Genomic DNA, 24,293 nt, shown 5'->3' with positions numbered 1-24,293 from the left:
GCAAGCCGCTGCGCGCGAGTCCGTGCACAGCGGCTTTTTTGCGCCTGCTTTTTTGTCTGCTCGCCGGCTGCGGGTCATGCTAGTGATGCGCCCGCGCAGCCCGCGTGTGCGCAGCCTTCTTCGCAGCCGCCGAGCGTCCCGTCGCGCCCTTCGTGGCGGCCGCCTTCTTCGCTGCCGCCGAGCGGCTTGCAGCAGGCCGTCTGGCCGCCGCCGTCTTCGTCTGCTTCGACAGCGCTTGCTTCGATGCGCCGCGTCCGCTTTCGCGCTTCAGCACGGCCTCGGAGACGCGCGAGCGCTTCGCCGTCGTTTCGCTGCCCGGCTTGCGCGCAGCTGTCTTCTTGCCTGTCGTCTTCGCGACGGCCTTCTTCGCTGCCGTGCGCTTCGCGGCAGGCGACGTCTGCTGGCCCGCAGCCGAATCCGCTGCAGCCTTCTTACGCGTGCTGGCGCTCGTCGTCCCTGCCTTCGGCTTCTTCAGCGCGACGCCCGCGCGGCGCGCCTTCGACAGACCGATCGCAATCGCCTGTTTCGCCGATTTGACGCCGTGCTTGCCTTCACGCACATGGTCGATTTCTTCCTTTACGAACTCGCCGGCCTGGGTGCTCGGCGACTTGCCGGCGCGCTTGTCGGCGGCGGCACGCTTCATCGTGGCTTTGTCGGGCATGACTGTGCTCCCTGTGACTGGTGGCCCCTGTAACGCAGCAACGGGTGTGCCGCGTCCCTCGCCGGCTGTCGATTGCATCGAAACGCCAGGCGCGCGCAAACGCCGCAAGCGCAACAGAGGCTGCGCGATGCGTGCAGAGCGTCTATGGTTTACGGGAAGGGCAAGCGATCAGGCCACCATCCAGCGACCTTCTTGCATCGAAAGGGAGACGCTTCATGAATACACCGACAGTCAGAGCAGGCACGCATATCGAAGGCATTCACTGGATCGCGGAATACTCGGAGGCGATCCACGAGATCCGCATTCTGCGCGAGGGACAGGAGGTCGACGTGCACGACGCGCCGTCGACGCTCTTCGGCGACGAAGAGAACGCCGGTTCGAAAAGCTGCGCCGATCATCGCGCGGCGGAGGCGGCTGTGCTCGCGTATCTGCGGCACTTCGTGGCCGAGCACGACGCCGAGGAGTGAGGAAGGAGTGACGCCTGGGAATGGCGCATTCAACGCGATGAAAAAGGCCAGCCCTGGCGGCTGGCCTTCTGCAAGTTCGAGGCGCGCGCCGCTTACTCGGCGGGACGCAGTTTCTTCACTTCGGCATCGGACGGCTGCACGCTCGCGCCGTCGATATAGCGGTACGACGTCATCACGCCCTTGCCGTCCTTCAGCGCGGTGACGCCGACGAACGCGCCCATCGTCGACTGGTTGTCCTGCGGGCGATAGGTGATGGGACCGAACGGCGTATCCACGTTGAGGCCCTTGAACGCCGCCGCGAGCTTGTCGGGATCGGTCGAACCGGCCTTCTTGATGCCGTTCGCAATCGACATCAGCGCCGCATAGCCGACTACGGAACCCAGGCGCGGATAGTCGTGATACTTCGCCTCATAATCGGCGACAAACTTCTTGTTTGCGGGCGTATCGACGGAATACCACGGGTAGCCCGTCACGATCCAGCCGACGGGCGCTTCCGCACCGAGCGTGTCGAGATAGTCGGGCTCGCCCGTCAGCAGCGAGACCACGCTGCGGTCCTTGAAGAGCCCGCGCGTATTGCCTTCGCGGACGAACTTGCCGAGGTCCGCGCTGAACAGCACGTTGAAGATCGCGTCGGGCTTCGCGTCGGCAAGCGCCTGCACGGTCGCGCCGGCATCGAGATTACCCAGCGGCGTCGCCTGTTCGGTGACGAACTCGACGTCGGGCTGCGCGGCCTTCAGCAGCTTCTTGAACGTCGCGGCCGCCGACTGCCCGTATTCATAGTTCGGATAGACGAGCGCCCAGCGCTTCTTCTTCAGCTTCGCCGCCTCGGGCACGAGCATCGCGACCTGCATGTACGTGGACGGGCGCAGACGGTACGTGTACTTGTTGCCGTCGGCCCAGACGATCTTGTCGGTGAGCGGTTCGGCGGCGAGGAAGAACATGCGCTTCTGCTTCGCGAAGTCCGTCAGCGCGAGGCCCGTATTCGACAGATAGCCGCCGAACAGCAACTGCACCTGCTCGCGCGCGATCAGTTCCTGCGCGACGCGGATCGTGTCGCCGGGATTGGCATTGTCGTCGCGCGACACCACTTCGAGCTTCTTGCCGAGCACGCCGCCTGCCGCATTCACCTGATCGAGCGCGAGATTCCAGCCGTTCCTGTACGGCATCAGGAAAGCGGGTTGCGCCTTGTAGCTGTTGATTTCGCCGAGCTTGATGGTCTGCTGCGCGGATGCGCCGGGCGCCGCGAGCGACACACCTAGGGAAACGGCCAGCGTAGCGGCGATGCGGAAAGTCCATGCTGCGCGCGAGGTCATGCGTCACTCCGTTTATTGTCGGTTGATTGGTGCGGCGGCGCGGGCCGCCGGACGGTGCTGCATCGTACCGGAGTTTTGCGCGCGCGCCCGGGAGCGCGCCGCGCATGCCGCGCCGTTACCGATCATTAAACGCCCAGGTACGCGCGCCGGACGACATGATCTTGCGCAAGTTCGCGCATCGTGCCGCTGAAACGGATCTGGCCTTTTTCGAGTACGTACGCGCGGTCGCTGACCAGTTCGGCGAAATGCACGTTCTGCTCGGACAGCAGAATGGACAGGCCCTCGCGCTTCAGTTCGAGAATCATGTTCGCCATCTGTTCGACGATCACGGGCGCGACGCCTTCGGACGGTTCGTCGAGCAGCACCAGATACGGATTGCCCATCAGCGTGCGCGACACGCTGAGCATCTGCTGCTCGCCGCCGCTCATCTGGCCGCCCGGGCGCTTCGGCATTTCGCCGAGATTCGGGAACAGTTTGAAGAGTCTGTCCGGCGTCCATGACGGCGCACCCGCGCGCGGCGGCTGGCGTCCCGTGTCGAGGTTTTCCATCACCGTGAGCGCCGAAAACACGCGCCGGTCTTCGGGCACGTAGCCCAGACCCATGCGCGCAATCTTGTGCGGCGGCAGCGGGGAGATATCCGTTCCATTGAAATGGATCGAGCCTTCGCGGCGTGGCATGAGGCCCATGATCGACTTCATCGTCGTCGATTTGCCCGCGCCGTTACGGCCCATCAGCGCGACCACTTCGCCGCGCGCCACTTCGAGATTCACGTCGAAGAGAATATGCGCGCGCCCGTAGTACGCGTTCAGGCGTTCGACTTTCAGCATCGGTGCGTTCATTCGTGCGACCCCGCGCTGTTTTCGGAAGCGCTTGCGGACGATAACGTCGCGTGCGGTTGAAACGTCTTCCCCGTGCCGAAGTAGACGGCCTGCACGTTCGCGTCGTTGCGTATCGTGTCCGCGTCGCCTTGCGCGATCAGCTTGCCGCGCGCGAGCACGATCATCCGGTCGGCGCTCGCGAACACGACGTCCATGCTGTGCTCGGTGAACAGCACCCCGATGTTGCGCTCGACGGCGAGGCGCTTCGTCAGCGCCATCAGGTCGTTGCGTTCCTGCGGCGCCATGCCCGCCGTCGGCTCGTCCATCAGCAGCAGCTTCGGACGGTTCGCGAGCGCGACGGCCATTTCGACGCGCTTCACGTCGCCATATGCGAGCACGCTGCACGCGCGCTGCGCATGTGCAGCCATGCCGACCTGATCGAGCAGTGCGATCGATTCGTCCGCGAAGTGCGACGCCGCGCGTTTCCACAGGCCGTACAGACGCTTTTCGCGCGACATGAGCGCCATCTGAACGTTTTCCAGCACGGTCATCGAGTTGAACGTCGCCGCGACCTGAAACGTGCGGCCGACGCCGCGCCGCCAGATATTGCGCGGGCGCATGCCGACGAGTTCGTGTCCGTCGAGCATCACGGAGCCGCGCGTCGGACGCAGTTGTCCGTTGACGATGTTGAAGCACGTCGATTTGCCCGCGCCGTTCGGACCGATCAATGCGAGCAGTTCACCGGGGTTCACGTCGAACGACACGTCGTCGACAGCTTTCACGCCGCCGAACGACATCGACAGATTCGATACGCGCAGAAGGCTCATTGCGCGCCTCCTTCCGGGCGGGCGTCGTCGCGCTCTGAGCGTTCGAAGCGTTCGCTGATGAAGCCCACGATGCCTTGCGGAAAAGCGATCACCAGCAGCAGGATCGCGACGCCGAGCAGCGCCTGCCAGTAATCCGTCTGACGCGCGACGGCATCCTGCAGCCACGTGAACAGCGCCGCGCCCGCGACTGGCCCCGTCAGCGTCTGGATGCCGCCGAGCAGCACCATCACGAGGCCGTCGACGGACCGGCTCACGCTGATCACCTCCGGCGAAATCGTGCCTTTCGAAAATGCGTACAGCGAACCGGCGAGTCCGCAGAACAGCGACGCGATGACGAACGCGGCCCATTGCACGCGCTTCGTGTCGATGCCAATCGCTTCCGCGCGCAGTGTCGAATCGCGCGACGCGCGCATCGCGTAGCCGAGCGGCGAGAACAGCATGCGGCGCAACAGCCACACGCCGGGTACGGCGCACGCGAGCGTCAGGTAGTAGTACGCAACCGGCGACGACAGCCAGTTCGACGGCCACAAGCCGAGGATGCCGTTGCTGCCGCCTGTGACGTCGTCCCATTGATACACGACCGACCACACGATCTGCGCGAACGCGAGCGTGAGCATCGCCAGATAGACGCCCGACAGCCGCACGCAGAACCAGCCGAACACCAGCGCGCCGAGCACGGCGAGGATCGGTCCAAGGACGAGGGCCGCTTCCATCGGCAGGTCGAGCACTTTCAGAAAGAGCGCCGCGCCGTACGCACCGAGGCCGAAGTACGCGGCATGACCGAACGAGTGCATGCCGCCCGGTCCCATGATGAAGTGCAGGCTCGCGGCGAACAGAACGGCGATCAGGATTTCGACGAGCAGCACGGGCATGTAGGGAAACACATTCGCCGCGAGGGGCGCGAGTACGAGTATGGCGAGCAGGCAGGCGGCGAGCGCTTTTACGCGTTTGCCTGCGGGCTTCAGGGGCGCTTCGGGTGTCGTCGTCGCGCGCACGGCCGACGTGGGACGCCCCAGCAAACCCCACGGCCGCACGACGAGCACGACGGCCATCACGACGAACTCCGCGACGAGCGTGAAGCGGCTCAGTGAGAAGCCGATGCCGAACAGCGACACATGTCCGATGCCGATGCACAGCGCCTTGATTTCCGCGATCAGCAGGGCCGCGATGAACGCGCCCGGAATCGACCCCATGCCGCCGACCACGACGACGACGAAGGCATTGCCGATGGTCTCGAGATCGAGCGACAGATTGGCCGACATGCGCGGCCCCTGTAGCGCGCCACCCAGTCCCGCGAGAAACGCACCGACGAAGAACACGCCTGTGAAGAGCCACGCCTGGTTGATGCCGAGCGCGCCGAGCATCTCGCGGTCTTGAGTCGCTGCGCGCACGAGTGTGCCCCAGCGGGTTTGTGTCAACGCGTACCAGAGTGCGAGCAGCACGAGCGGACCGATGACGATGAGGGCGATGTCGTAGGTCGGGAGTTGATGGCCGAGCAGTTCGACGGCACCGGCGAGATGCGGCGCGCGTGGGCCGAAGAGGTCTTGCGGGCCCCAGATGGCGAGTGCCGCGTCGCGGAAGATCAGTACTAGCGCGAAGGTAGCGAGCAGGTGGAAGAGTTCGGGCGCTTTGTAGATGCGCCTTAGCACGAGGAATTCGACGAGCGCGCCGAGTGTGCCGATTATCAGCGCTGAGGCTACGATGGATAGCCAGAAGCCTGTTGTCGTTGCGCCGAAGCGGCTCGTGATGGTGTAGGCGACGTAGACGCCTAGCATGTAGAACGAGCCGTGCGCAAAGTTGACGATGCGGGTCACCCCGAAGATCAGCGATAGGCCCGCTGCCACGAGGAAGAGCGCCGAGGCGTCGGCGAGTCCATTCACGAGTTGAACGAGCAGGTTCGGGAGCATTTTTTTGCCTGCGGCGCCTGGGGTTGGTTGGATTTGCGGTCGGCAGCAGGTATACCCGAAATGCTTGTGGTTTGCAGAAGGTTTTTTTGGTCTGCGACTGGGTATTTCGCTGGGATCTGTGATTTCGTATCGGTGATCGGGACGCCGCAGAATCTGACGGACTTCACCCAGCAGGGTTTCGGCGGACGCACGGGGGCGATGTGCAGCGTCGTCGCCAGTTCAGAACGCGTCGGTGTGACGACGCGGGATTGCGCGGTCACGGTCGATTGTCCGGCCGTACCGGGCGCGACGTGGCGCGCCTGTGCGAGCCAGTATACGTAGAACGATACCGGCGCAATGATCCTGCATGGGCGGGCTTGTCCCGCTGACGATTAACATGTCGGCGACCGAACGCGAGGCGCGCGAGAATCTGGTGAAGAGTATCGTGGCCGGGATCGCGGCTGCGGGTGGTGTCAATGCGGCAACCGTGACAGGCGCGGGGCAGATGGAGGTGGAGAACAATGAGTTGGCGATGCCGAGTGCGGCACCGCCGTCGTGGTTAGCAGGCATCAAGGGTATCCGTGGATCAAGTTATCGGGACGATGGCTTGAGCTTGCAGGCTTCAAGGCAGGCAAGCAGGTGAGGATTGAGGTTCACCACGGCAGGCCCGTCATCACGCCAGACTGAACGGCGCTACAAACAGCAACCCCGGCCGCGGCCGGGGTTGCTGTTTGCGAGACATGATCTCGATCATTCCCTTCGTTGATAAGCACGCAGTTCTAACGTGCTATCACAAAGCGGCTTCGGCGCGTCGGTCCGAACGCATTGCATATCAACTAACTCATGCTCGAAGTGCGATGCCAATTCGGACCCTACCTCGTCCATCGCCTCTCTGTCTTCATCTGTTATTGCACCGTCAAACACTACTTGCACCAGTATATTTTCGCCAGCAACACCACAACTCACGGAGCGGATATTCGCACTGACGTACCCGAGAAGGGAGGCTTGCAACGCTAACAACAACCGAATTCGAAAGTCCTTATTCATCAGGGCCTCCCCGGAACAATGTGAACTCCGTCCTTCCTATAGTGAATGATGCCATTTGTCGTTGGGACCTGATCTCCCGTAACCGGATCAACATAATTACCGATAACCGATCCGAAATTCACACGCTCTCTGGATCGCGGCTGGCCAGGCGCAACATTATTCGCAGGCTGGCCAGTTCCTGCAAAGTGGTCCACGAGCTCTTGCGGATCAGGATAGGTCAACTCGCTTCGGCCAGGAATGAAGTTATTGTGATCCGGCTGATGCTTACCTTGCCTGCCCGCGTTAATCGTCGGGCCATCTCCGTTGGTCGCAAGCGTCGCATTACCCGCCCCATACCCCGATGTGTCCGATCGGAATTCGTTGCGTTATCTCGCCTCCTAGTTTCTATAGAGAGAACAACAATGTCGCTTTCTGCTCCGTGGATGCCTCCAAGAATTGATTCAGCGTCTTTAACTCTCTAAGAAGGTTTTCGTTGGTGACATTCGCTGTAATGGCCGTGCCGTCCGGAAGACGCCTGAATGCGAAATCGAGAACGTTTCGCTCGCTGGACTCAACAGAAGTAATCAACTCAACTTGGCCAAGGTAGATGCGAGGTCTCGTACGACACATGAATCCGCTTCCTCTTCCCTCAAACTGGTCGCCTGTCGGTAGCATAGGGATCGGTGTGCCTGTACCTCCTATTCCTGCCGGGAGTTTTCCGTCTCCACCTAGATTGAAGGAGGAACACTGCCGTTAGACCCATTTACGGCCATCATAACGGAATCAACCAGTCCCTTAACCGCATCTCCACTGCCTTAAATCTTGCGTAGAGTCGAAACCGAAATATTCGGGATGCTTGGTCACGGCGCAACCAGCATTAGTTATCGCTTGCCCATACCCCGGTTTGTCGTACTACGGGTTACTTGCTAACTCCTTAATCCCGTCTTCCAGCATCGCTTTGAATTCGCTTAGATCGAAGTGCCATATACCGTTATTAGCTGCTGGATAAATCTCGATCTCGTAACTACGGCCTGGCTCTTTCGATACCTCCGCGACTTGTCTGTTCTCATGCCAGATTTCAAAGACCATGCTTTCACGATCAGGTGGGCTAGTCACCATCGCTTCCAATTTGCTCATTTTGCTTTCGGCTCCAAGAATTTGATGAATTTCCCGTCCGCGCTATAGCGAAGGCCGCACCCATCAGGCGCGGTAACGTCGATCACATCGCCGAAACGGCCTGTGTTCCTCTGAATCACGGTACTGCCCGGATCATTCAGAATTCCGTTTGCAATGTTACCTGCGTGCCATCAGGAAGTGTCTTCCCTGACCACGTATTCCCAAATTGATCAACGCCCAGCGTAGCCTTCGGATCGTTTGCCACACCGGTAAGCAACGCCCGGTTTGCAGGCGTATCTGCAATATGCCGGGTTGTTTGTGAAGTCTTAACTGTTTTTGAACAGTTTGAGTCCAACCTCCAATTTTTGCCGAACATCGCGCGAGTGCCGCTTCTTCATATAAGCACCGACGTCTAATATTTTTAGCATTGGAGGATTTTCTTCGGCATAGTTACCACGTGGAATCTCGATTTCCGCGATCTCGGTTCGACTCACAAGCACCCAGTAAATATCCTCTGCCTGTTCTGGTATCCAATGCACCACAATCGCATGATTCAGTTCTGGAAAGAAGCGGCGTAGAGCCCTGCCCAAAGCATCAGCCTCATTACCAGAAAGCAAGCTCGCGGAACTCTGAAGCAAATCCTGCCGAATTGCTTCTGCTGCCATCTGTTTGCTTGTACTCATTTCAATTTCCCGGGAAAGGCGGTTACAAGATTTCCGTATTTGTCTGTCATGACAGTCATTACGGACGTGGGTTGACCATTGTTGAACCTGTCTGTCCCGATGGGACTTCCCACATCGACCTCCCTAACATATCTAACTCCCTGCGAACTTTGCACTTCCCGAATAATCGGAGTAGATACCGTTTTCGGATCTTTCAACAGATCAAGAACATCACTCTGACTAATAGTGAACTGGCTTGCATTGACCGTTGGATCAAGGTGGCGATCAACCAAATGATTTACGCCGTCGCTGTCTAGGTTGATGCGTGACTGCGCTCTTCCAGGTGGATTAACGCCGTCAGATGCCGATTGCGGGGTATTCCCATCGCCACTCCCTCTATTGAGCGTCGCATTGCTGGCCCCATACCCCGAGTCCGCCCCGCTCACCGACGTTATCACATAGTCAATCAGCCCCTTGGCCACATTCACAACCGGTGGCGTTTTGAAGATGCCGTCGATCACGTCCGATCCCGACGGCGTCGTCATCGGCGTACCCGCCTTGATCGTCCGATCAAGCTCGGTCGCCGGATCCGCGATCACACCATCGCCCTTGCCCGCTGTCTCACCCCTGAAACCCGGCAGCCTGAACCCCGCCAGCCACGCAGGCGGCGAGGCCATCGGCATCGCCAACTGATTATTCTCCACCTCCATCTGCCCCGCGCCTGTCGCGGTCGCCGCATTCACACCACCCGCCGCCGCGATCCCGGCGACGATACTCGTCACCAGGTTCTCGCGCGCCTCGCGGTCTGCCGCCGACATGTTCGTCGTCGGTCCAAGAAGAGTGCCAAGCACCGAGCTTGCCGCCGCACCCATCGCGCCTGAACCGCAACTCTGACTGCTCGCCGCCGCGCCAGCACAACCGACAATCGCATGCAAGGCGGCGCGTGCCGCGTCGCTATCCATCGAATCGGCGATCTGCTTGACCTGATTTGCGCCGAGCTCCTGGAGATACGCCACCGTCGCGCTCTGCGCAAACTGGCCCATGCTCCCGGTCACGTTGCCGCCCGCTGATGCCGAGTGCGGCACCGCCGTCGTGGTTACCAGGCATCAAGGGTATCCGTGGATCAAGTTATCGGGACGATGGCTTGAGCTTGCAGGCTTCAAGGCAGGCCAGCAGGTGAGGATTGAGGTCCACCACGGCAGGCTCGTCATCACGCACGATTGCACGACGCTACAAACAATAAACCCAGCTCGAAGCTGGGTTTATTGTTAAATGAGTTCAAACGACCCGGCAATGCATTCAATTACATCACCCGACTGCATTTCTAGCCTTGCAGTAACATTGGTCCCCGCATTACTCACCTCGACCTTGTAAATACTCACACTAGGCCCCCACGGATGCTGACGCGGCAGAACCAACGAAACAAGGTTCTTTGCAATCCAAGTCCGCCGCGTCGAAGTCGAATCGAGCATTTCTATTTCTAACTCCCCGATCTGCCAGCTAACGTTAAGGCTGACCAAGGTCCAATCGTGACAGTCGTTCGTGTTCATTTTTTCAACGGTAGATGAGCATCTGGTGATTCAGATGGCACTTGCTTGCCATTTATATCAAGTCTTGCTCCTGACGAGTCGTTGACATGGCAATGAGGGCAAGGTTCGTCCGGGTGGATCAGCACTCGTTGTTCGCCGGTAGCAGGATCAACGTAAGCACCTCGCCCATTCATCGGATCCGGGCCTTTTGGAATTAACCCTTGGTCGATCGCGTGCCGAGCGATGTCTTGAGCGGACTTGCCTGCAACATCGCTCGGGTTGATTTGCGGAGATGCAGTCTGGTTTGCGTCTTGCGCGTTTCCACCACTGTTGAACGTCGCATTCCCCGCCCCATACCCCGAGCCCGCCCCGCTCACCGACGTTATCACATAGTCAATCAGCCCCTTGGCCACATTCACAACCGGTGGCGTTTTGAAGATGCCGTCGATCACGTCCGATCCCGACGGCGTCGTCATCGGCGTACCCGCCTTGATCGTCCGATCAAGCTCGGTCGCCGGATCCGCGATCACACCATCTCCCTTGCCCGCTGCCTCACCCCTGAAACCCGGCAGCTTAATAAGACCCGGCAACCACGACGGCGATGCCACACTCGGCATCGCCAACTGATTATTCTCCGCTTCGATCTGCCCCGCGCCTGTCGCGGTCGCCGCATTCACACCACCCGCCGCCGCGATCCCGGCCACGATACTCGTCACCAGGTTCTCGCGCGCCTCGCGGTCTGCCGCCGACATGTTGGCCGTCGGTCCAAGAAGAGTGCCAAGCACCGAGCTCGTCGCCGCACCCATCGCGCCTGAACCGCAACTCTGACTGCTCGCCGCCGCGCCAGCACAACCGACAATCGCATGCAAGGCGGCGCGTGCCGCGTCGCTATCCATCGAATCGGCGATCTGCTTGACCTGATTTGCGCCGAGTTCCTGGAGATACGCTACCGTCGCGCTCTGCGCAAACTGGCCCATGCTCCCGGTCACGTTGCCGCCCGCTGCCACCGTCAGCGCAGTCAACACCTGACGATACGAGCCGCCCGGCCCCCATTCCGCATTGATCTGGTCGGCCTGCTGCTGTGCCGCCGCGCGCTGCTCCGCGCTCAGCTTCGGATCGTGGGCGGCGGCTGTGGCCGCATCCGCTTCCTTCGCCCGGTTGTTCACGAACGTCCCGGCCTGATTGATGAACTGGCTCGTGATATCGAACCCGGCTTCGATCTTGTCCTTGTCGAAGATCCGTGCAATCGTGGCCTGCGTGCCAGTGGTATCGCGGCTGATGCTCGCGACGGCTTCGTCGGCCGTCTGCCCGGTCAGTTGCTGCTGCCTGTTGCCGTCGGTGATGCGGATTGCGCCGCCACTGATCGCGCTCTTCGTGGTTGAACTGGCGTCGCCCGATGCACCCATGACGACAGGAGGGGCCATCGTCACGCCGCCTGCACCCGGCAATGTCGTCCCCGGAACCGGATTGACATTGGTCGCCGTGCCACGCTGGGTCTTGCCGATGTCGCCGCCATAGCCCCCACCGATGCCGACCGACGAGCCGCTATACGACGCACGGTTTTCGATGTCCGAATGCGTCAGCGTTGCCGTCGTCAGACTGTTCAGGCCATTGTCGACCGCCGCGCCGCTACTCGCGATCACGCCGCCTTTCAGATCGGTATTGCCTTTGACCTTGATCTGGACTGCCTGATTAAGTTGCTGCGATATTTGGCAAGCCGATCGAAAGCACGCCGGACTGAACGATTCCACAAACAGCAAACCCGACACAAGGCCGGGTTTGTTAGTCTTGTTACGTCTCTATGCACACTTTTCCAAGTCAGACCGTGCAATCTCGACAGTTTTCAGAAACTCTGCAAGACTAAACTTCATTCTCACATTCTCCGGCAAGACATACAGATCAGCCAGGAACTCGATTTCCATCTCGTCATTTCCACCTTCTTTGTCTAAAACGCAAAGCCGCTGACCGTTGAAGCTTATCTCGGCCATAAGGTGTTCGTGATCCATGTCACTAACGAAGTCAATACTAAATCCAGTCATTCGATTCACCTTATTTCCTCGGATCCAAGAAGCCAGAGAACGAACCGTCGGCATTAAACCTTATCCCCTGTCCATTGGGCAAACGGAATTCAACACCTCCACGCGAGAGGTTCGTCTGCGTTGTGGACGGGTCGTTTAAGACCTGGTTCACAAACTCGCTTGCTGCAGCATTCTTATCCGTAATAGAGCCCGTAAGTGGTTCAAATGTGCCACCGGGACGGCCAGCGTGTTTGTCCCACGCTCTCGCAGCAGCCGACAGACCAGAATCGTTAATCGGTTGATTCGCTGCATTTTGTAGGTCGCTGGTATTGCTAGTACTGGCGCCCCCGTTTGAGCCCTGCGCATTACCATTATCACCGCTGCTCAGCGTCGCATTCCCCGCCCCATACCACGATCATTCGCACCTGACACGCCTGTCGTTGTCGAAGCCGGTTTTCCTCTGACGCAGCAACCACCTGCAAACAGATTTTGCCTGACACGCATCGGAGCCTGCAATTTCTTGCCCACCAGTTCAATGGAGGAACTGATTATGGCTGACGCCAATCTTAATGCATTGACCGCTCATCCCGAGCGGCGTGTGACCATCCAACAGTCGCTGCGATACCGGCGCTTCTCGCCACGCCCACGCAGGCCGCCGCCGCTTTATGCCTGGCTCAAGCTCTCCGGGCGATGGCTCGAACTCGCAGGCTTCGAAGCAGGGCAGCATGTGAGAGTCAAAGTTGAACACGGCAGGCTCATCATTACGCCAGCCTGAACGCCTGCCACAAACGACAAACCCAGCTCAAGGCTGGGTTTGTTATTGCTCACATTACGATTGGTAGTCCTCGAACTCCCATGCAACCATCCTGGATAACTTCGTTGCTATCGTCTTCCAGTCATCGCCGTCGCATTCAGCAACATAGCTCTGGATGTACTTCTCTATAGACGCCAAACTGTACTCTCGAACAATGAGCAAGTGACGCCCCCAACGGGGTTCCGTCACGGTTTGCCTCAACCATTCCGGTGTACAAACACAAAGCTCGAAATCGTCTGCACCTGAAGTCTCAGCCAATCCAATACGAAGGCGGATATTCAGATAGAAACATGAGGGATCGTCTGGAGTAAATGTCCTCAGATCAAACTCGTCGCACGATATTGCCTTTACGACCGCATACATAGCTGCTCCTTACTTGGTCACATTCAAGTGCCCGTTACCTGTCTTCGCCCGCTGCCCCGTTATTGAATTGATCGTATAAGTTTCGAAGTTCGCTTGCACTCCAGTCGTTGCAAACTGGGAATCCTTTTCGCTCGGCATACGATAAACGCGCGTTACCGCAACCGCTGCCTGACCATTTCGCCCTGGCGCGACTAGCACGCCGCAAATGACCAACCCTGCCAGCGCGTGAGAATCACCATCAAGCACGGCGGGCTTGCCGTCACACCGGATTGAACGACGCTGCACTACAAACCCAGCGCGAGACTGGTTTGTTGTCTGTCGCCAAAGACAACTCAGTGCCTTCTATCAAATCGCTCATCCTTGGCGCTGTCCGATTTAAATCCCATTAGCAAACCAACCTCCAATAATTTGACGGCTGCCTTACCAGAAATCGTGTACGGAAACTGCTCTAACGCCCTATTTATGTATTCAAACGCAAGCCCATACTCCCCTGCAAATTCGATAAATTCCCGAATTTGCGCCATCTCGTCTCCATAGGACATCCCACCTGATGGATAAGATTTGCCAACCTCCGGCTGCTTCTCCATCTCTTCCAGAACCAGCATTAAGCTGGATTCAATAAATTCATAATCTGATTGATTCGTCACTTCGGATTTCTCGGTAAATTTGTCGGATACCCAGTCACAATACGCCCCTTATTCGGATCGACGACCACTTTGATATCAACCCCGTTGACCGTACCCGTCCCTGTTACATATCCATTCGCTGATGGATTAGACGATTGGGTTTTCGGATCGGTAGCTATATCAGAGATGGCATCGGTAATGTCCTGCGCGCTCCACGTAGAAGGAAACTCTGATTTTCCTGCTTTCCCAACGCCTGAGAGATGGCCGCCAGAAGTTGGCCCATCGCCATAGAGAACATGCGTTTCCGCTTTCGGGTCAAGAAGCGAGTTATTGTCACCCTCGCCATCGTGTTTCCGCTATTAAGCGTCGCATTACCAGGCAAATACGCCGGCTGTTGCCGGGTTCATAAAAATTAAAGAGACAGATCAGCGCTTGCCTGCTTTAAGACAGCCTCCTGCAGAAAATTACGAAGAGTCATCAATTCGCCCAGGAATGCTTCCGTCTTAGCCGTAGCCTTCAAAGGTGTCCAATCCACTGCCCATCCATGTACAAATTCAACTGTTGGCGTAGTAACGTCTCGCAAACCTTGAATTTTCTGATCAATTTTTTGGGCAATAACAATAAGAACCTCCGTATCCGCCAAGTCCTCTTCATATTGATCAAACATAGTTCCACAGGTTGCATTTACCTCGGACCAGAATCCTGTGGCAAACAGCCATTCGGAGAGTAACCCAGATAGCCTCAGCGTTTGCGAATGACCACTGTCACTGGTAACGGATACAGACGATTCCTTCATTTTCACGATAGACCTCACTTTTTAATTGGGTCAATATTGTTGAAATGAGTCAGACCATTTCTTATATCTGACGATACTCCCGTCTGCGTTGTCTTATCCGGCTTAATTAATAGAACGTTGTTTGGAATTTGATTTCCACTCTTGTCCAAGTACGGGCCGCTGGCACTCTCGACTCTGAAGTAATTTCCGGCGTTGTCGTAAACGACAGAATCGCCAGTCACAGGATTCGTATAGACCGTCTTCCCGGACTGAGTGTACTTGACTTGGGGATTCGGCCCCGCGATATCTTTGACTGCTTGGTCTAGCGAAGCATCCGACCAGTTTGAACTGTTTGCGGCCGCTCGATTCGCCCCATTTGGGTTATAGACAGGACTATCTACTATTCCGTCTTTGTTCCCGCTGTTCAGCGTGGCATTACCGCGCCCATACCCCGAGCCCGCCCCGCTCACCGACGTTATCACATAGTCAATCAGCCCCTTGGCCACATTCACAACCGGTGGCATCTTGAAGATGTCGTCGATCACCTTCGATCCCGACGGCGTCGTCATCGGCGTACCCGCCTTGATCGTCCGATCAAGCTCGGTCGCCGGATCCGCGATCACACCATCGCCCTTGCCCGCTGTCTCCCCCCTGAAACCCGGCAGCCTGAACCCCGCCAGCCACGCAGGCGGCGAGGCCATCGGCGGCGCCAACTGATTATTCTCCACCTCCATCTGCCCCGCGCCTGTCGCGGTTGCAGCATTTACACCACCCGCCGTCGCGATCCCGGCCACGATACTCGTCACCAGGTTCTCGCGCGCCTCGCGGTCTGCCGCCGACATGTTGGCCGTCGGTCCAAGAAGAGTGCCAAGCACCGAGCTTGCCGCCGCACCCATCGCGCCTGAACCGCAACTCTGACTGCTCGCCGCCGCGCCAGCGCAACCGACAATCGCATGCAAGGCGGCGCGTGCCGTGTCGCTATCCATCGAATCGGCGATCTGCTTGACCTGATTTGCGCCGAGCTCCTGGAGATACGCCACCGTCGCGCTCTGCGCAAACTGGCCCATGCTCCCGGTCACGTTGCCGCCCGCTGCCACCGTCAGCGCAGTCAACACCTGACGATACGAGCCGCCCGGCCCCCATTCCGCATTGAGCTGGTCGGCCTGCTGCTGTGCCGCCGCGCGCTGCTCCGCGCTCAGCTTCGGATCGTTGGCGGCGGCTTTGGCCGCATCCGCTTCCTTCGCCCGGTTGTTCACGAACGTCCCGGCCTGATTGATGAACTGGCTCGTGATATCGAACCCGGCTTCGATCTTGTCCTTGTCGAAGATCCGTGCAATCGTGGCCTGCGTGCCAGTGGTATCGCGGCTGATGCTCGCGACGGCTTCGTCGGCCGTCTGCCCGGTCAGTTGCTGCTGCCTGTTGCCATCGGTGATGCGGATTGCACCGCCACTGATCGCGCTCTTCGTCATCGAACTGGCATCGCCCGATGCACCCATGACGACAGGAGGGGCCATCGTCACGCCGCCTGCACCCGGCAATGTCGTCCCCGGAACCGGATTGACATTGGTCGCCGTGCCACGCTGGGTCTTGCCGATGTCGCCGCCATAGCCCCCACTGATGCCGACCGACGAACCGCTATACGACGCACGGTTTTCGATGTCCGAATGCGTCAGCGTTGCCGTCGTCAGACTGTTCAGGCCATTGTCGACCGCCGCATCGCTACTCGCGATCACGCCGCCTTTCAGATCGGTATTGCCCTTGACGTTGATCTGGAACCCACCATCGCCCGCCTTGATGCCCGATTGCCCGGTCACGCTCGCATAGTTGCTGTTGAGCTTCTCCTGATTGAAGTTCGCAGACACGCTCGAACTGCCCGCGCAGATCGGCGGCACACACACGCTCACCGATACGCCGCCGCTTGCCTGCTTCGAGTCGTAATGGCTCGTATCCTGCAAGCTCTCGACATTCAGGTTCCCGCCGACATTCGCGACGACCTGCTGCCCGTCCGCCACCGCGCCCGCGAGATTCGTGTCGCCACCGGATTGCAGCGTGAGCACATTGCCTGCGTTGACATGTGTATTCGTCCACGTTGCATCGTCGCCGTTGCCGTGGCCCTTTGTGCCCGACACGCCGGCCTGGAACGAGATGCCGTTCTGCTGACCAACGCCGATCGTGACGCCGATGCTCGCATTCGAACCGCTGTTCTCGCTGCGCATGCTGTCCAAATTCTGCGCGGCCTGCAGGTTGATGCTGCCCTGCGCGTTGAGCGTAGCGTTGTTGCCCGCCGTGACATCGCTGCCGGTCACGTTGATATTGCTGTTCGCGCCGGCACCCGCCGCAACGATGTTGACGTTGTGCCCCGCGCTGATCGTGCTGCCCGCAGCAGTAGTGGAAGACGCCGACGTGTTGCTGTGACTGTGGCTCGAACCAAGCGATACGTTGACGCCAACGCCGCCGAGATGGCCCGGATCGCTCGCCACGGCATCGTAAGCATTCTTGCCAGCGAGTCCCGTAGTCGCTGCCGACAGCGCATCGAGCCGCGCATCGCCCCTGGTCTGCTTCACATCCCTGCGCATCTGGTTCGCAGTCTGGACTGCCGCGATAACCGGGCTGCTCAACCCCGCCGTGATACCCGTCTGACTGAACGACTGCTGCTCGTTCCGCGTCGACAGGTTTTGTGCGGCGTCGACCGTGACAGTCTTGCCCGCGAGATTCAGGTCGTTGCCCGCGTGCAGGGTGCTGCCCGTCACATGCAGATCGTCGCCCGACGTGACGCCCAGATTGCCGTTCAGCGAACCAACCGTGCTCGCGTTGTTCGTCACCTGCGTCGCCTGCTGCGCATCCGTCGTCTTGCGCGATCCGATGCTGTAACCCTGCAAGCCACCGTCAAGCTGGTTCAGCGGATTCAGGCCCGAAAGGAAACCGTATTCGCGCTTCTGAGAGTCGCTCTGCGTGCTTTGCGCATCCTGCGACGTAGTGATGTTCACGTTGCCCGTCGCGGCAAGTTTCACGTCGTTCGTGCCGACGACATTGCTGCCCTGGACCGTCAGATCCCTGCCCGACCGGATATCGACCGTATCGCCCGAGATCGTGCTGCCGACGCCGATGTTCGCCTGCGATGCACTCATCTCGTCCGTGGTCGATCCGTGGACGATGCTGCCGCGCTTCGATTGCGTTGCTGTATAGCTGTCGCGTTCCTCGCGCGCATCGTTGATGGTGACGTTGCCCGTTGCCGCGATGTTCGCCGCCCCCGTGTCCGTCGACAGCGACGAGCCCGTGAGCGTCACATTGCCTTTGGTCGCGTCAGTGCTGACTGCCGCAAGCATGCCGTTGCCGCCCGCCTTGAACGCCGTGCCGACAGCCTGTTCGTCATAGCTGCGATCGACTTCCTTGCGCGTCCTGTCGTCGGTCGCGACATTGTTGTTGGACTCAGTGTTCGTGACCGACGTGGCCGTCAGATTGCCGCCCGCAACAGCAGCCATGTCGCCGCCTGCGCTGACCGTCGCGCCCCTGAACGTCATATCGTTGCCGCTTTGCATCGCGAGACTGCCGCCCGCGCTGATCGCGCTGGTTTCGTTCGCCGTGGCGCCCGATTCCCAATGGTGATTCGCGTTCTTCGTGACTGACTGTGACGTCTGCGCTTCAACCGTATCGATGTTGACGTCATGACCGGCCGTGATCTGCGCATTGCCGCCCGCGTTGATGAGCGCGCCATGTACGTTCAGATCATTGCCCGCCGCGATCACCATGTCGCCCGTCGATGCTATCGTGCCCTGTGCACCGATTAGCGTCTGGTTCACCCTGCTGTTGCTAACCGTCGAACTCAAGCCAACGGTGTCGACTAACGTGGTGTTCACGATGTCGTGACCCGCGAGCACAGCGACACGATTGCCCGTGATCTGGCCCGATGCGTTCACCACATCATTCGTCGCCGAGATGACCGTCGTCCCGTTCGCGCTGCTGCTGCCGATCGCGCCGCCCCGGTTCACGATGTCCGTCGCGCTGATAACCGTCTGCAAGCCGCCCTTGATGACGCCCGAACTCACGGCGCTTCCCGTCGCGTGAATCTCGACATCGTCGGCTGCGATCAGCGCGCCCGTCGGTTGCAGGTCGTTCGCGTGCGCGTGCGCGAGATACACGACAGGCGCAAGCACCTGTTGCGTGCTGCCGTCCGGCAGCGTGACGGTCTGGTTGACGAGCCACACGATATCACTCGTCAGCGCATCCATCTGCGCGGCCGTCAGCGCCATGCCCGGTTCGAGACTGAACTCCTTCACGACGTTCACGCCGTTGGTCATCAGCGCGCGGTATTCGTCCTCGTTGTTCGTATAGCCTTGCAGATACACGCGGCCCGTCAGTTGCGTGATCTGGTTGCGCACCATCTGTTCTTCATACAGACCGTCGCCCAGGCGCTTTTCCACCTTCGACGGATCAAGGCCCAACTGTCCGAGCATGTAATCGCTCGAAATGAAGTTCGTATAGCGGGTCAGGCGTGAATCAGTCGCGATCAGGTAAGACGCACCTGGCGCTGTATTGAATGTGTACAGCCCGCTCTTTGGCAACGTGATGTTCAGCGCGCCCGTCGCGCCCGCGACCGACTGCGGCGCATTGATGGTCTGCGTCTGCCCCGTCGCAAGATTGACGGTTTGCGTGCTGCCGCCTGTCATGCCGCCTACGGCCCCGTTTGCGCCAAGCGTGCCGCCTGTTGCGCCCGTCGCCGAATTCGCCGCCGCGACGTTCGTGTTGTTGACGTTCGCCGCGTTGATCTGCACCGCGTTGTTCGCGATGATCGTGCCGCCTGTACCGCCGATCGCAACGGGCGACAGCATGATCGACGGCTCGACTACCTGGCCCACGTCACGCGTGATGTCCTCGTTCCACGCGTAGGTCGAGACGATGTCCTGCCGCTGGTACTGGTAGAGCGTCTGTCCCGTGTTGTTGACGGCCGTGCCGCCATACGTGCCGTTGCTGCCACTGTCGAGCGTGCCGTTTTGCGCACCGGCTTGTGCCGGGCTGCCGATCTGGATCGAGCCGCCTGCGGCAATCGCACTATAGGCGTTGTTCACCGTGCCGACGTTGGCGAGTGTCATGTTGCCGCCCGCGACCAGTTGAGCCTGCTGCGCCGACGTTCCCGTCACCTGGTCCTGCTGTGTGGTGGTCGCCGTATCGCGCGCGATCTCGACGCGCTGATAGCCGTGGTGCGCGTCGTTGCGCGATGCGTATTCGGTTGCCGGGTCGTAGTTGACGTTCGGGTTGTAGTCGTCCCAGTAGCTGACCGTGACCGTGCCGTCGCCGTTGGCCGTCATGCTGTTGTAGTAGATCGTCTGCGGTGAGCCATTGACGTTCACGACCATCGCGCGGTCAGTCGCGTTGGGGCCGGTCGAAGTCGACACGACATCGGCGCTGCTGTAGGTTGCATTCAGCGGAGATCGATAGCCGTTGTCCCACATCTGCTGTGTGCAATACCCCTTGTCGCCGTTCGTCGTCGCGCACGCCATGTACTTGTCGCGCCTGGTCTGGTGGACCGTCTCGACGCCGGTCGCCGCCGTCTCAACCGTGGGCGCGGGGCGCGTGTTGGCCAGTGTCTGCGTGGCGACTTCGATATTGCCTTGTGCCTCGATGGTCGACTGGTCGTTCGTCACCGAATTTGCGCGGTTCACGAGCAGCCCGTTTGCGTCGCGCGTGCCGTCCGCCGCGATGTTGATGTCGCCGAGGCTGAAGATCGTCGCGCCGCCCGTGTTCGAGATGTCCATTCCGTACAGGTTGACGGCCGACGCTGCGGCGATGACCGCCGCCGCGCCCGTGTTCGCGATCGAACCGGCGTTCAGCGTCACCGTGTTGCCGACAATCGTCGCGGTGTTCGTCAGTGACGTGCTGTGCGTCGTCACCGCATCGCCTTCGATGCGGCCTTCGTTTGTGATCGCGTTCTGTGCGTTGACCGTCGTGTTCGAGGAATTGAGGTCCGCGCCCGCCCGGTTGTCGACGTTCGCGGCGTTCACAGTCAGCGCGTTCACCGCGCCGAGCGTGCCCTGATTCGTGAATGTTCCGGCCGTCGTGAAACTGAGGTTGTGGTTCGCCTGAATCTGGTTCGCGTTGGCGAGCGTGTAGTCACTGGCAATGGTCACAGTCCCGTCGTTGCCCGCGATGATCTTGCCGTTGCCCGTCAGCGTATCGGTCGTAACCGTCAGGTTCTGATCGCTGCCGATTGCGCCGCGCTGGTTCACGAGCGCGCCCGTGCTGATCGCGACGTTTCCGCCGCTGCCCTGATCGTTGCCGACGCGGCCGTTCGTGTTGTCCAGTGATGCCGTGTTCAGCGTAACCACCCCGTTGCCGTGGATTGAGCCGCCCGCATTGATAACTGCCGCGTTCGGGCCGTTCAGCGTCACGTTGTGCGCGCCTGAAAGCGACGCGTTGGTGTTGTCGGCGAGCTGCGCAACGATCAACGTCAGGTCATGGCCCGACAGCACCTGTGCGCCGTTCGTATTCGACAGCGTTTGCGCGTTCACCGTCACATCGCCATTGCCGCCGATGGTGCCTGCGCCCGCCGCGCCGCCCGCATTGCTGTTCGTGATCGCGCTCGCGTTGATCGCGGTCGCGCCCGCGCCAGTGTTCGCGATGCGGCCGTTCGTGTTGTCGAGCGATGTGCCCGTGACTGCGAGCGTCGCCGCCGCGCCGTCTGCCTCGATCTGTCCGCCCGTGTTATCGATTGCGCCTTGCGCCGACACCGCAACGTTGCCGTTGCTCTGGATCATCCCGGCGCGGTTGGCGAGCGTGCTGCCCGATTGCACCGATGCCGCGCCGCGTGCGACAACCGTCCCGCCCGAGTTGCCGATGCTGCCGCCCGACACCGAGACATCGCCGTCGCCGCCAATCATCCCGTTGCCGGTGTTGGTCAGCGCGCCCGTCGCCGCCACGGTCGTTGCACCCGTGCCGCCGTTCGCGATCGTGCCGGCGTCATTGGCAAGCGACTGCGCGGAGACGCCTAGCGTGTTGTTTGCCTGGATCGTGCCGCCAGCGTTGTTGAGCGCGCCTGCATCCGCCACCGACACCGTCCGCGCGCCGACGTAGCCGCCCGCGCTGTTGTCGAGCGATGCAACGGTGAGCGTCGCCGATGACTGTCCCGCCAGCGTGCCGCCGCGATTCGATGTCCCGCCCGCATGCACAGCAAGCGCGCCGTTGGTTGCGATCGTGCCCGCGTTGTTTGACAGTGAACCCGTGTTCACCGACAGGGTGCCCGTACCCGCGCTCGCGATCGTGCCCTGGTCGTTGACGAGCGCAGCGGGTGAAAGCGTCAGGTCCGTCGCATTCGTCTGCAGCGTGCCGCTGGCGTTATCCAGCGTGCCTGTCACGTCAAGGGTCGTTGTACCCGTGCCCGTCTGCGCGATGCTGCCGCCGTGATTGACGAGGTTCGTCGCGTGCAGTGCGATCTGGTCGGCGTTCGTTGTGCCGCTGCTATTGTCGAACGTTGCCGCCGTGAGCGTCGCCAGATGACCGGCCGCAATCGTGCCTGTATTGGTCAGCGTCGTCCCCGCCGCCAGCGTGACATTGCCGTTGGCCGCGAACGTCCCCCTGTTGAACATCGACTGCACGGCGCTCGCGATCAGTGTCTGAACCGCCGTAATTGAACCGGCGCTGGCAATCTGTCCCGCCTGCATGGTGACATTGCCATTACCGCCGATTGTGCCGCCTGCACCATTGTCCAGCAGGCCCGTCGTTGTCAGGCTCAGACCATCCGTATTGAGCGAGGCAATGTGCCCGCTGGAGTTGTCGAGCGAACCCGCGTGTAACGTGTGCGCGCCCGCGGCCTGCATCGCGCCGCCCTGGTTAGAGACCGCGCCCGCGACGTTCGCCGTGAGCGTTGCGCCAGAGACGATCTGGCCGTTGCGGTTCGACAGCGCGCCTGCCGTGATGGTCTGCGCACCGCCCGAGGACAGCGCACCGTTATCGTTGGTGAGCGTGCCCGTTGCGGCTGCGTCGAGGGTCGTGCCCGCCGTGGCGGTTGCACCCGACAGGTTCAGGTCGCCACTGTTCGCGGCGAGTGTCATCGCGCCTTTCGCCGATGTGCTGCTGCCCGCGAGGTTGATGGACGCGCCCTGTATCGTCGCGTCGCCGCCCGCTGCGTTGCGGCCGGTTGCCGTGACCGCGCCAGTTGAAGAAACCGAAAGGTCGCCCGAATTCGCAATCGTGCCGTCGCCGTTGACGCCTGCGCCGAGCGTGCCCGTCGATGTAACACTTCCCGCGCTAACGGTCGTGTTCTGCTGCGCCGCCAGCACACCGCTATTGTTCAGTGCGCCCGACGTGTTCGCGTTGACGCTCTGCTGCGCGTAGGTCGTGCCGCTGTTATCGATGCCGTCGCGCGCGGACACGCTGATGTTGCCGCTCGCGTTCGTCTGTCCCGCGAGCACGAGCTTGCCCTGTGTAGTCAGGATGAGGTCGCCCGCCTGTGCCGCGAGCACACCCTTGTTCGACACGCCAACCCCGTTCTCCGTACCAACAAGCACGATACGGTTTGCGTACATGCCGCCGAGATCCGACACGTCGATGGATACGCCAGGCGCGGGACTGCTGCCTGCGATAGGCGTTGCATTGAGCGTATCGTGATCGACCGCGTTCGCACCCGTGATGACGTTCAGGTTCTTCGCATAGATCGCCGCATTCGCCTGCACCGCGCGCGCCAGCAGATCCACCTGGTCGGCATCGGACGCATTGAATCCCGCGCCCGTCACCGTGATGTTGCCGCCCATCACGTTGAAACCCGCAAGCGAACCATCGGCGGCGAAATTCGGCGTGCCCGTCGTCAGGATCGCGCGCGACGTGTTGATGAAGCCGCCGCCGTTCACGCTGATTCCCGAGCCGTTCGCAATCACGACTTCGGCGCGCGGCCCCGCGACTTCCACATAGCCGTTGATCTGGCTCGCGTTGTTCGAATTGACCTGATTGACGATGATCCTGGCGGCATCGTTCGGCCCGAAGTTCGGATTGCCGTTGATGTAGCCCGCCTGCTGTGTGTTCGCAATGCGATTCGCGTTGTTGAGGATCGCGCCGCTCTTCTGAACATCGAACTGGTTGTAGGTGTTCATCGACACGCCCGCACCGGACGGTCGATTGATGTTCACCTGCGTGATACCGTTTTGCGTATTGATGACGCCAGGCGCATGCGCGCCGCCGGGAACAATCTGCGGGAAGGCCAGCACAGGCGCGACAGCAAGCAGCAGCGCAACGAAACTGCGCAGTGTCGAACGGATTACGTTTCTCGATGCACATCGCGTAGCGCGCGTTTCGCCAGCGGGTCTAGCTGAACCTGTCGCGCTTTCCTCGACCGCGACGAGCATGCCGTGCAAACGGCTAAAGACCAATCGATAGTTCTTTTGATTCACTTTTTATTTGTTGTA

At 60.4% G+C, this 24,293-nt stretch carries 18 protein-coding genes and 3 pseudogenes; 4 read left to right on the top strand and 17 right to left on the bottom strand.

All coding sequences use genetic code 11. The features are described from left to right. Positions 1-79: 79 nt before the first annotated feature. The gene (locus tag FRZ40_RS24580) at positions 80-661 is read right to left on the bottom strand and encodes a DUF6496 domain-containing protein (protein WP_147235875.1); all 582 of its coding nucleotides are present in this window, start codon (positions 659-661) and stop codon (positions 80-82) included. Between the two features lie 215 nt (positions 662-876). On the opposite strand from FRZ40_RS24580, the gene FRZ40_RS24575 reads away from it, so the two are divergent. Next, entirely contained in the window at positions 877-1,128 is a 252-nt protein-coding gene (locus tag FRZ40_RS24575; RefSeq protein ID WP_028368173.1) for a hypothetical protein, read from the top strand. A gap of 92 nt (positions 1,129-1,220) precedes the next feature. Here FRZ40_RS24575 and FRZ40_RS24570 read toward each other — a convergent pair whose 3' ends face one another. The 4 genes from FRZ40_RS24570 to FRZ40_RS24555 form a co-directional block, all read right to left on the bottom strand. After that, complete coding sequence (locus FRZ40_RS24570) at positions 1,221-2,441, bottom strand: ABC transporter substrate-binding protein (RefSeq protein WP_147235874.1); 1,221 nt, start codon at positions 2,439-2,441, stop codon at positions 1,221-1,223. A 125-nt stretch (positions 2,442-2,566) separates the two neighbouring features. Further along, complete coding sequence (locus tag FRZ40_RS24565) at positions 2,567-3,280, bottom strand: ABC transporter ATP-binding protein (RefSeq protein ID WP_028368175.1); 714 nt, start codon at positions 3,278-3,280, stop codon at positions 2,567-2,569. Then, entirely contained in the window at positions 3,277-4,086 is an 810-nt protein-coding gene (locus FRZ40_RS24560; RefSeq protein ID WP_147235873.1) for an ABC transporter ATP-binding protein, read from the bottom strand. Before FRZ40_RS24560 ends, FRZ40_RS24565 begins: the two co-directional genes overlap by 4 nt. Further along, positions 4,083-5,993 (bottom strand): ABC transporter permease, encoded by a 1,911-nt coding sequence (locus tag FRZ40_RS24555; RefSeq protein ID WP_147235872.1) that lies wholly within the window; start codon positions 5,991-5,993, stop codon positions 4,083-4,085. The genes FRZ40_RS24560 and FRZ40_RS24555 overlap by 4 nt, the downstream gene beginning before the upstream one ends. A 534-nt stretch (positions 5,994-6,527) precedes the next feature. Between FRZ40_RS24555 and FRZ40_RS24550 the strand changes: the two genes are divergently transcribed. Continuing rightward, on the top strand, positions 6,528-6,659 hold the full coding sequence (locus tag FRZ40_RS24550) for a SymE family type I addiction module toxin (RefSeq protein ID WP_147235871.1): 132 nt from the start codon (positions 6,528-6,530) through the stop codon (positions 6,657-6,659). A gap of 63 nt (positions 6,660-6,722) precedes the next feature. On the opposite strand, the gene FRZ40_RS24545 is transcribed toward FRZ40_RS24550, so the two are convergent. From FRZ40_RS24545 to FRZ40_RS45100, 5 genes and pseudogenes are all read right to left on the bottom strand, one after another. Then, entirely contained in the window at positions 6,723-7,019 is a 297-nt protein-coding gene (locus FRZ40_RS24545; RefSeq protein WP_147235870.1) for a MafI2 family immunity protein, read from the bottom strand. Further along, complete coding sequence (locus FRZ40_RS46175) at positions 7,019-7,306, bottom strand: polymorphic toxin type 50 domain-containing protein (RefSeq protein ID WP_147236775.1); 288 nt, start codon at positions 7,304-7,306, stop codon at positions 7,019-7,021. The genes FRZ40_RS24545 and FRZ40_RS46175 overlap by 1 nt, the downstream gene beginning before the upstream one ends. Positions 7,307-7,910: 604 nt before the next feature. Beyond that, positions 7,911-8,135, bottom strand: coding sequence for a hypothetical protein (locus FRZ40_RS24535; protein WP_205019795.1), 225 nt, complete (start codon positions 8,133-8,135; stop codon positions 7,911-7,913). A gap of 305 nt (positions 8,136-8,440) precedes the next feature. Then, positions 8,441-8,797 carry a hypothetical protein gene (locus FRZ40_RS24530; RefSeq protein ID WP_147235869.1) on the bottom strand — a complete coding sequence of 119 codons (357 nt, stop codon included), beginning with the start codon at positions 8,795-8,797 and terminating at the stop codon, positions 8,441-8,443. After that, positions 8,794-9,852: pseudogene (locus FRZ40_RS45100) on the bottom strand (hypothetical protein); the annotation flags it as partial. The pseudogene FRZ40_RS45100 and the gene FRZ40_RS24530, both read right to left, overlap by 4 nt. Between FRZ40_RS45100 and FRZ40_RS24515 the strand changes: the two are divergent. Continuing rightward, positions 9,818-10,048: a SymE family type I addiction module toxin gene (locus FRZ40_RS24515; protein WP_147235868.1), complete on the top strand. Its 231-nt coding sequence runs from the start codon at positions 9,818-9,820 to the stop codon at positions 10,046-10,048. The pseudogene FRZ40_RS45100 and the gene FRZ40_RS24515 sit on opposite strands and share 35 nt — an antisense overlap. On the opposite strand, the gene FRZ40_RS44465 is transcribed toward FRZ40_RS24515, so the two are convergent. Further along, entirely contained in the window at positions 10,045-10,326 is a 282-nt protein-coding gene (locus FRZ40_RS44465; protein WP_167528674.1) for a hypothetical protein, read from the bottom strand. The genes FRZ40_RS24515 and FRZ40_RS44465 overlap by 4 nt on opposite strands. Positions 10,327-10,789: 463 nt before the next feature. Next, a pseudogene (locus FRZ40_RS24510) lies at positions 10,790-11,987 on the bottom strand (cell surface protein); the annotation flags it as partial. Positions 11,988-12,873: 886 nt separating this feature from the next. Here FRZ40_RS24510 and FRZ40_RS24500 point away from each other — a divergent pair. Further along, the gene (locus FRZ40_RS24500; protein WP_147235867.1) at positions 12,874-13,098 is read left to right on the top strand and encodes a SymE family type I addiction module toxin; all 225 of its coding nucleotides are present in this window, start codon (positions 12,874-12,876) and stop codon (positions 13,096-13,098) included. A 54-nt stretch (positions 13,099-13,152) separates the two neighbouring features. Here the strand turns inward: FRZ40_RS24500 and FRZ40_RS24495 are convergent, their stop codons facing one another. The 5 genes and pseudogenes from FRZ40_RS24495 to FRZ40_RS24475 form a co-directional block, all read right to left on the bottom strand. Next, positions 13,153-13,500 carry an immunity 8 family protein gene (locus FRZ40_RS24495; RefSeq protein ID WP_147235866.1) on the bottom strand — a complete coding sequence of 116 codons (348 nt, stop codon included), beginning with the start codon at positions 13,498-13,500 and terminating at the stop codon, positions 13,153-13,155. A 332-nt stretch (positions 13,501-13,832) separates the two neighbouring features. Then, positions 13,833-14,147 (bottom strand): hypothetical protein, encoded by a 315-nt coding sequence (locus tag FRZ40_RS24490; protein WP_147235865.1) that lies wholly within the window; start codon positions 14,145-14,147, stop codon positions 13,833-13,835. Next, positions 14,144-14,374, bottom strand: a pseudogene (locus FRZ40_RS46170) (EndoU domain-containing protein); the annotation flags it as partial. The gene FRZ40_RS24490 and the pseudogene FRZ40_RS46170, both read right to left, overlap by 4 nt. A gap of 164 nt (positions 14,375-14,538) precedes the next feature. Further along, positions 14,539-14,928 carry a hypothetical protein gene (locus FRZ40_RS24480; protein WP_147235864.1) on the bottom strand — a complete coding sequence of 130 codons (390 nt, stop codon included), beginning with the start codon at positions 14,926-14,928 and terminating at the stop codon, positions 14,539-14,541. 8 nt (positions 14,929-14,936) lie between these two features. After that, positions 14,937-24,278: a hemagglutinin repeat-containing protein gene (locus FRZ40_RS24475; protein ID WP_147235863.1), complete on the bottom strand. Its 9,342-nt coding sequence runs from the start codon at positions 24,276-24,278 to the stop codon at positions 14,937-14,939. Between the last annotated feature and the right edge of the window lie 15 nt (positions 24,279-24,293).

This window comes from Paraburkholderia azotifigens, from assembly GCF_007995085.1.
Lineage (GTDB): Bacteria > Pseudomonadota > Gammaproteobacteria > Burkholderiales > Burkholderiaceae > Paraburkholderia > Paraburkholderia azotifigens.
This window is presented reverse-complemented; position numbering and strand designations above follow the sequence as displayed.

What these genes read in the sequence shown, in the direction of transcription:
- FRZ40_RS24530 (WP_147235869.1), bottom strand. Translation starts at nt 8,797, where the DNA reads ATGAGTACAAGCAAACAGATGGCAGCAGAAGCAATTCGGCAGGATTTG.
- FRZ40_RS24580 (WP_147235875.1), bottom strand. Translation starts at nt 661, where the DNA reads ATGCCCGACAAAGCCACGATGAAGCGTGCCGCCGCCGACAAGCGCGCC.
- FRZ40_RS24555 (WP_147235872.1), bottom strand. Translation starts at nt 5,993, where the DNA reads ATGCTCCCGAACCTGCTCGTTCAACTCGTGAATGGACTCGCCGACGCC.
- FRZ40_RS24495 (WP_147235866.1), bottom strand. Translation starts at nt 13,500, where the DNA reads ATGTATGCGGTCGTAAAGGCAATATCGTGCGACGAGTTTGATCTGAGG.
- FRZ40_RS24575 (WP_028368173.1), top strand. Translation starts at nt 877, where the DNA reads ATGAATACACCGACAGTCAGAGCAGGCACGCATATCGAAGGCATTCAC.
- FRZ40_RS24515 (WP_147235868.1), top strand. Translation starts at nt 9,818, where the DNA reads ATGCTCCCGGTCACGTTGCCGCCCGCTGATGCCGAGTGCGGCACCGCC.
- FRZ40_RS24570 (WP_147235874.1), bottom strand. Translation starts at nt 2,441, where the DNA reads ATGACCTCGCGCGCAGCATGGACTTTCCGCATCGCCGCTACGCTGGCC.
- FRZ40_RS44465 (WP_167528674.1), bottom strand. Translation starts at nt 10,326, where the DNA reads ATGAACACGAACGACTGTCACGATTGGACCTTGGTCAGCCTTAACGTT.
- FRZ40_RS24500 (WP_147235867.1), top strand. Translation starts at nt 12,874, where the DNA reads ATGGCTGACGCCAATCTTAATGCATTGACCGCTCATCCCGAGCGGCGT.
- FRZ40_RS24565 (WP_028368175.1), bottom strand. Translation starts at nt 3,280, where the DNA reads ATGAACGCACCGATGCTGAAAGTCGAACGCCTGAACGCGTACTACGGG.
- FRZ40_RS24545 (WP_147235870.1), bottom strand. Translation starts at nt 7,019, where the DNA reads ATGAATAAGGACTTTCGAATTCGGTTGTTGTTAGCGTTGCAAGCCTCC.
- FRZ40_RS24535 (WP_205019795.1), bottom strand. Translation starts at nt 8,135, where the DNA reads ATGAGCAAATTGGAAGCGATGGTGACTAGCCCACCTGATCGTGAAAGC.
- FRZ40_RS24560 (WP_147235873.1), bottom strand. Translation starts at nt 4,086, where the DNA reads ATGAGCCTTCTGCGCGTATCGAATCTGTCGATGTCGTTCGGCGGCGTG.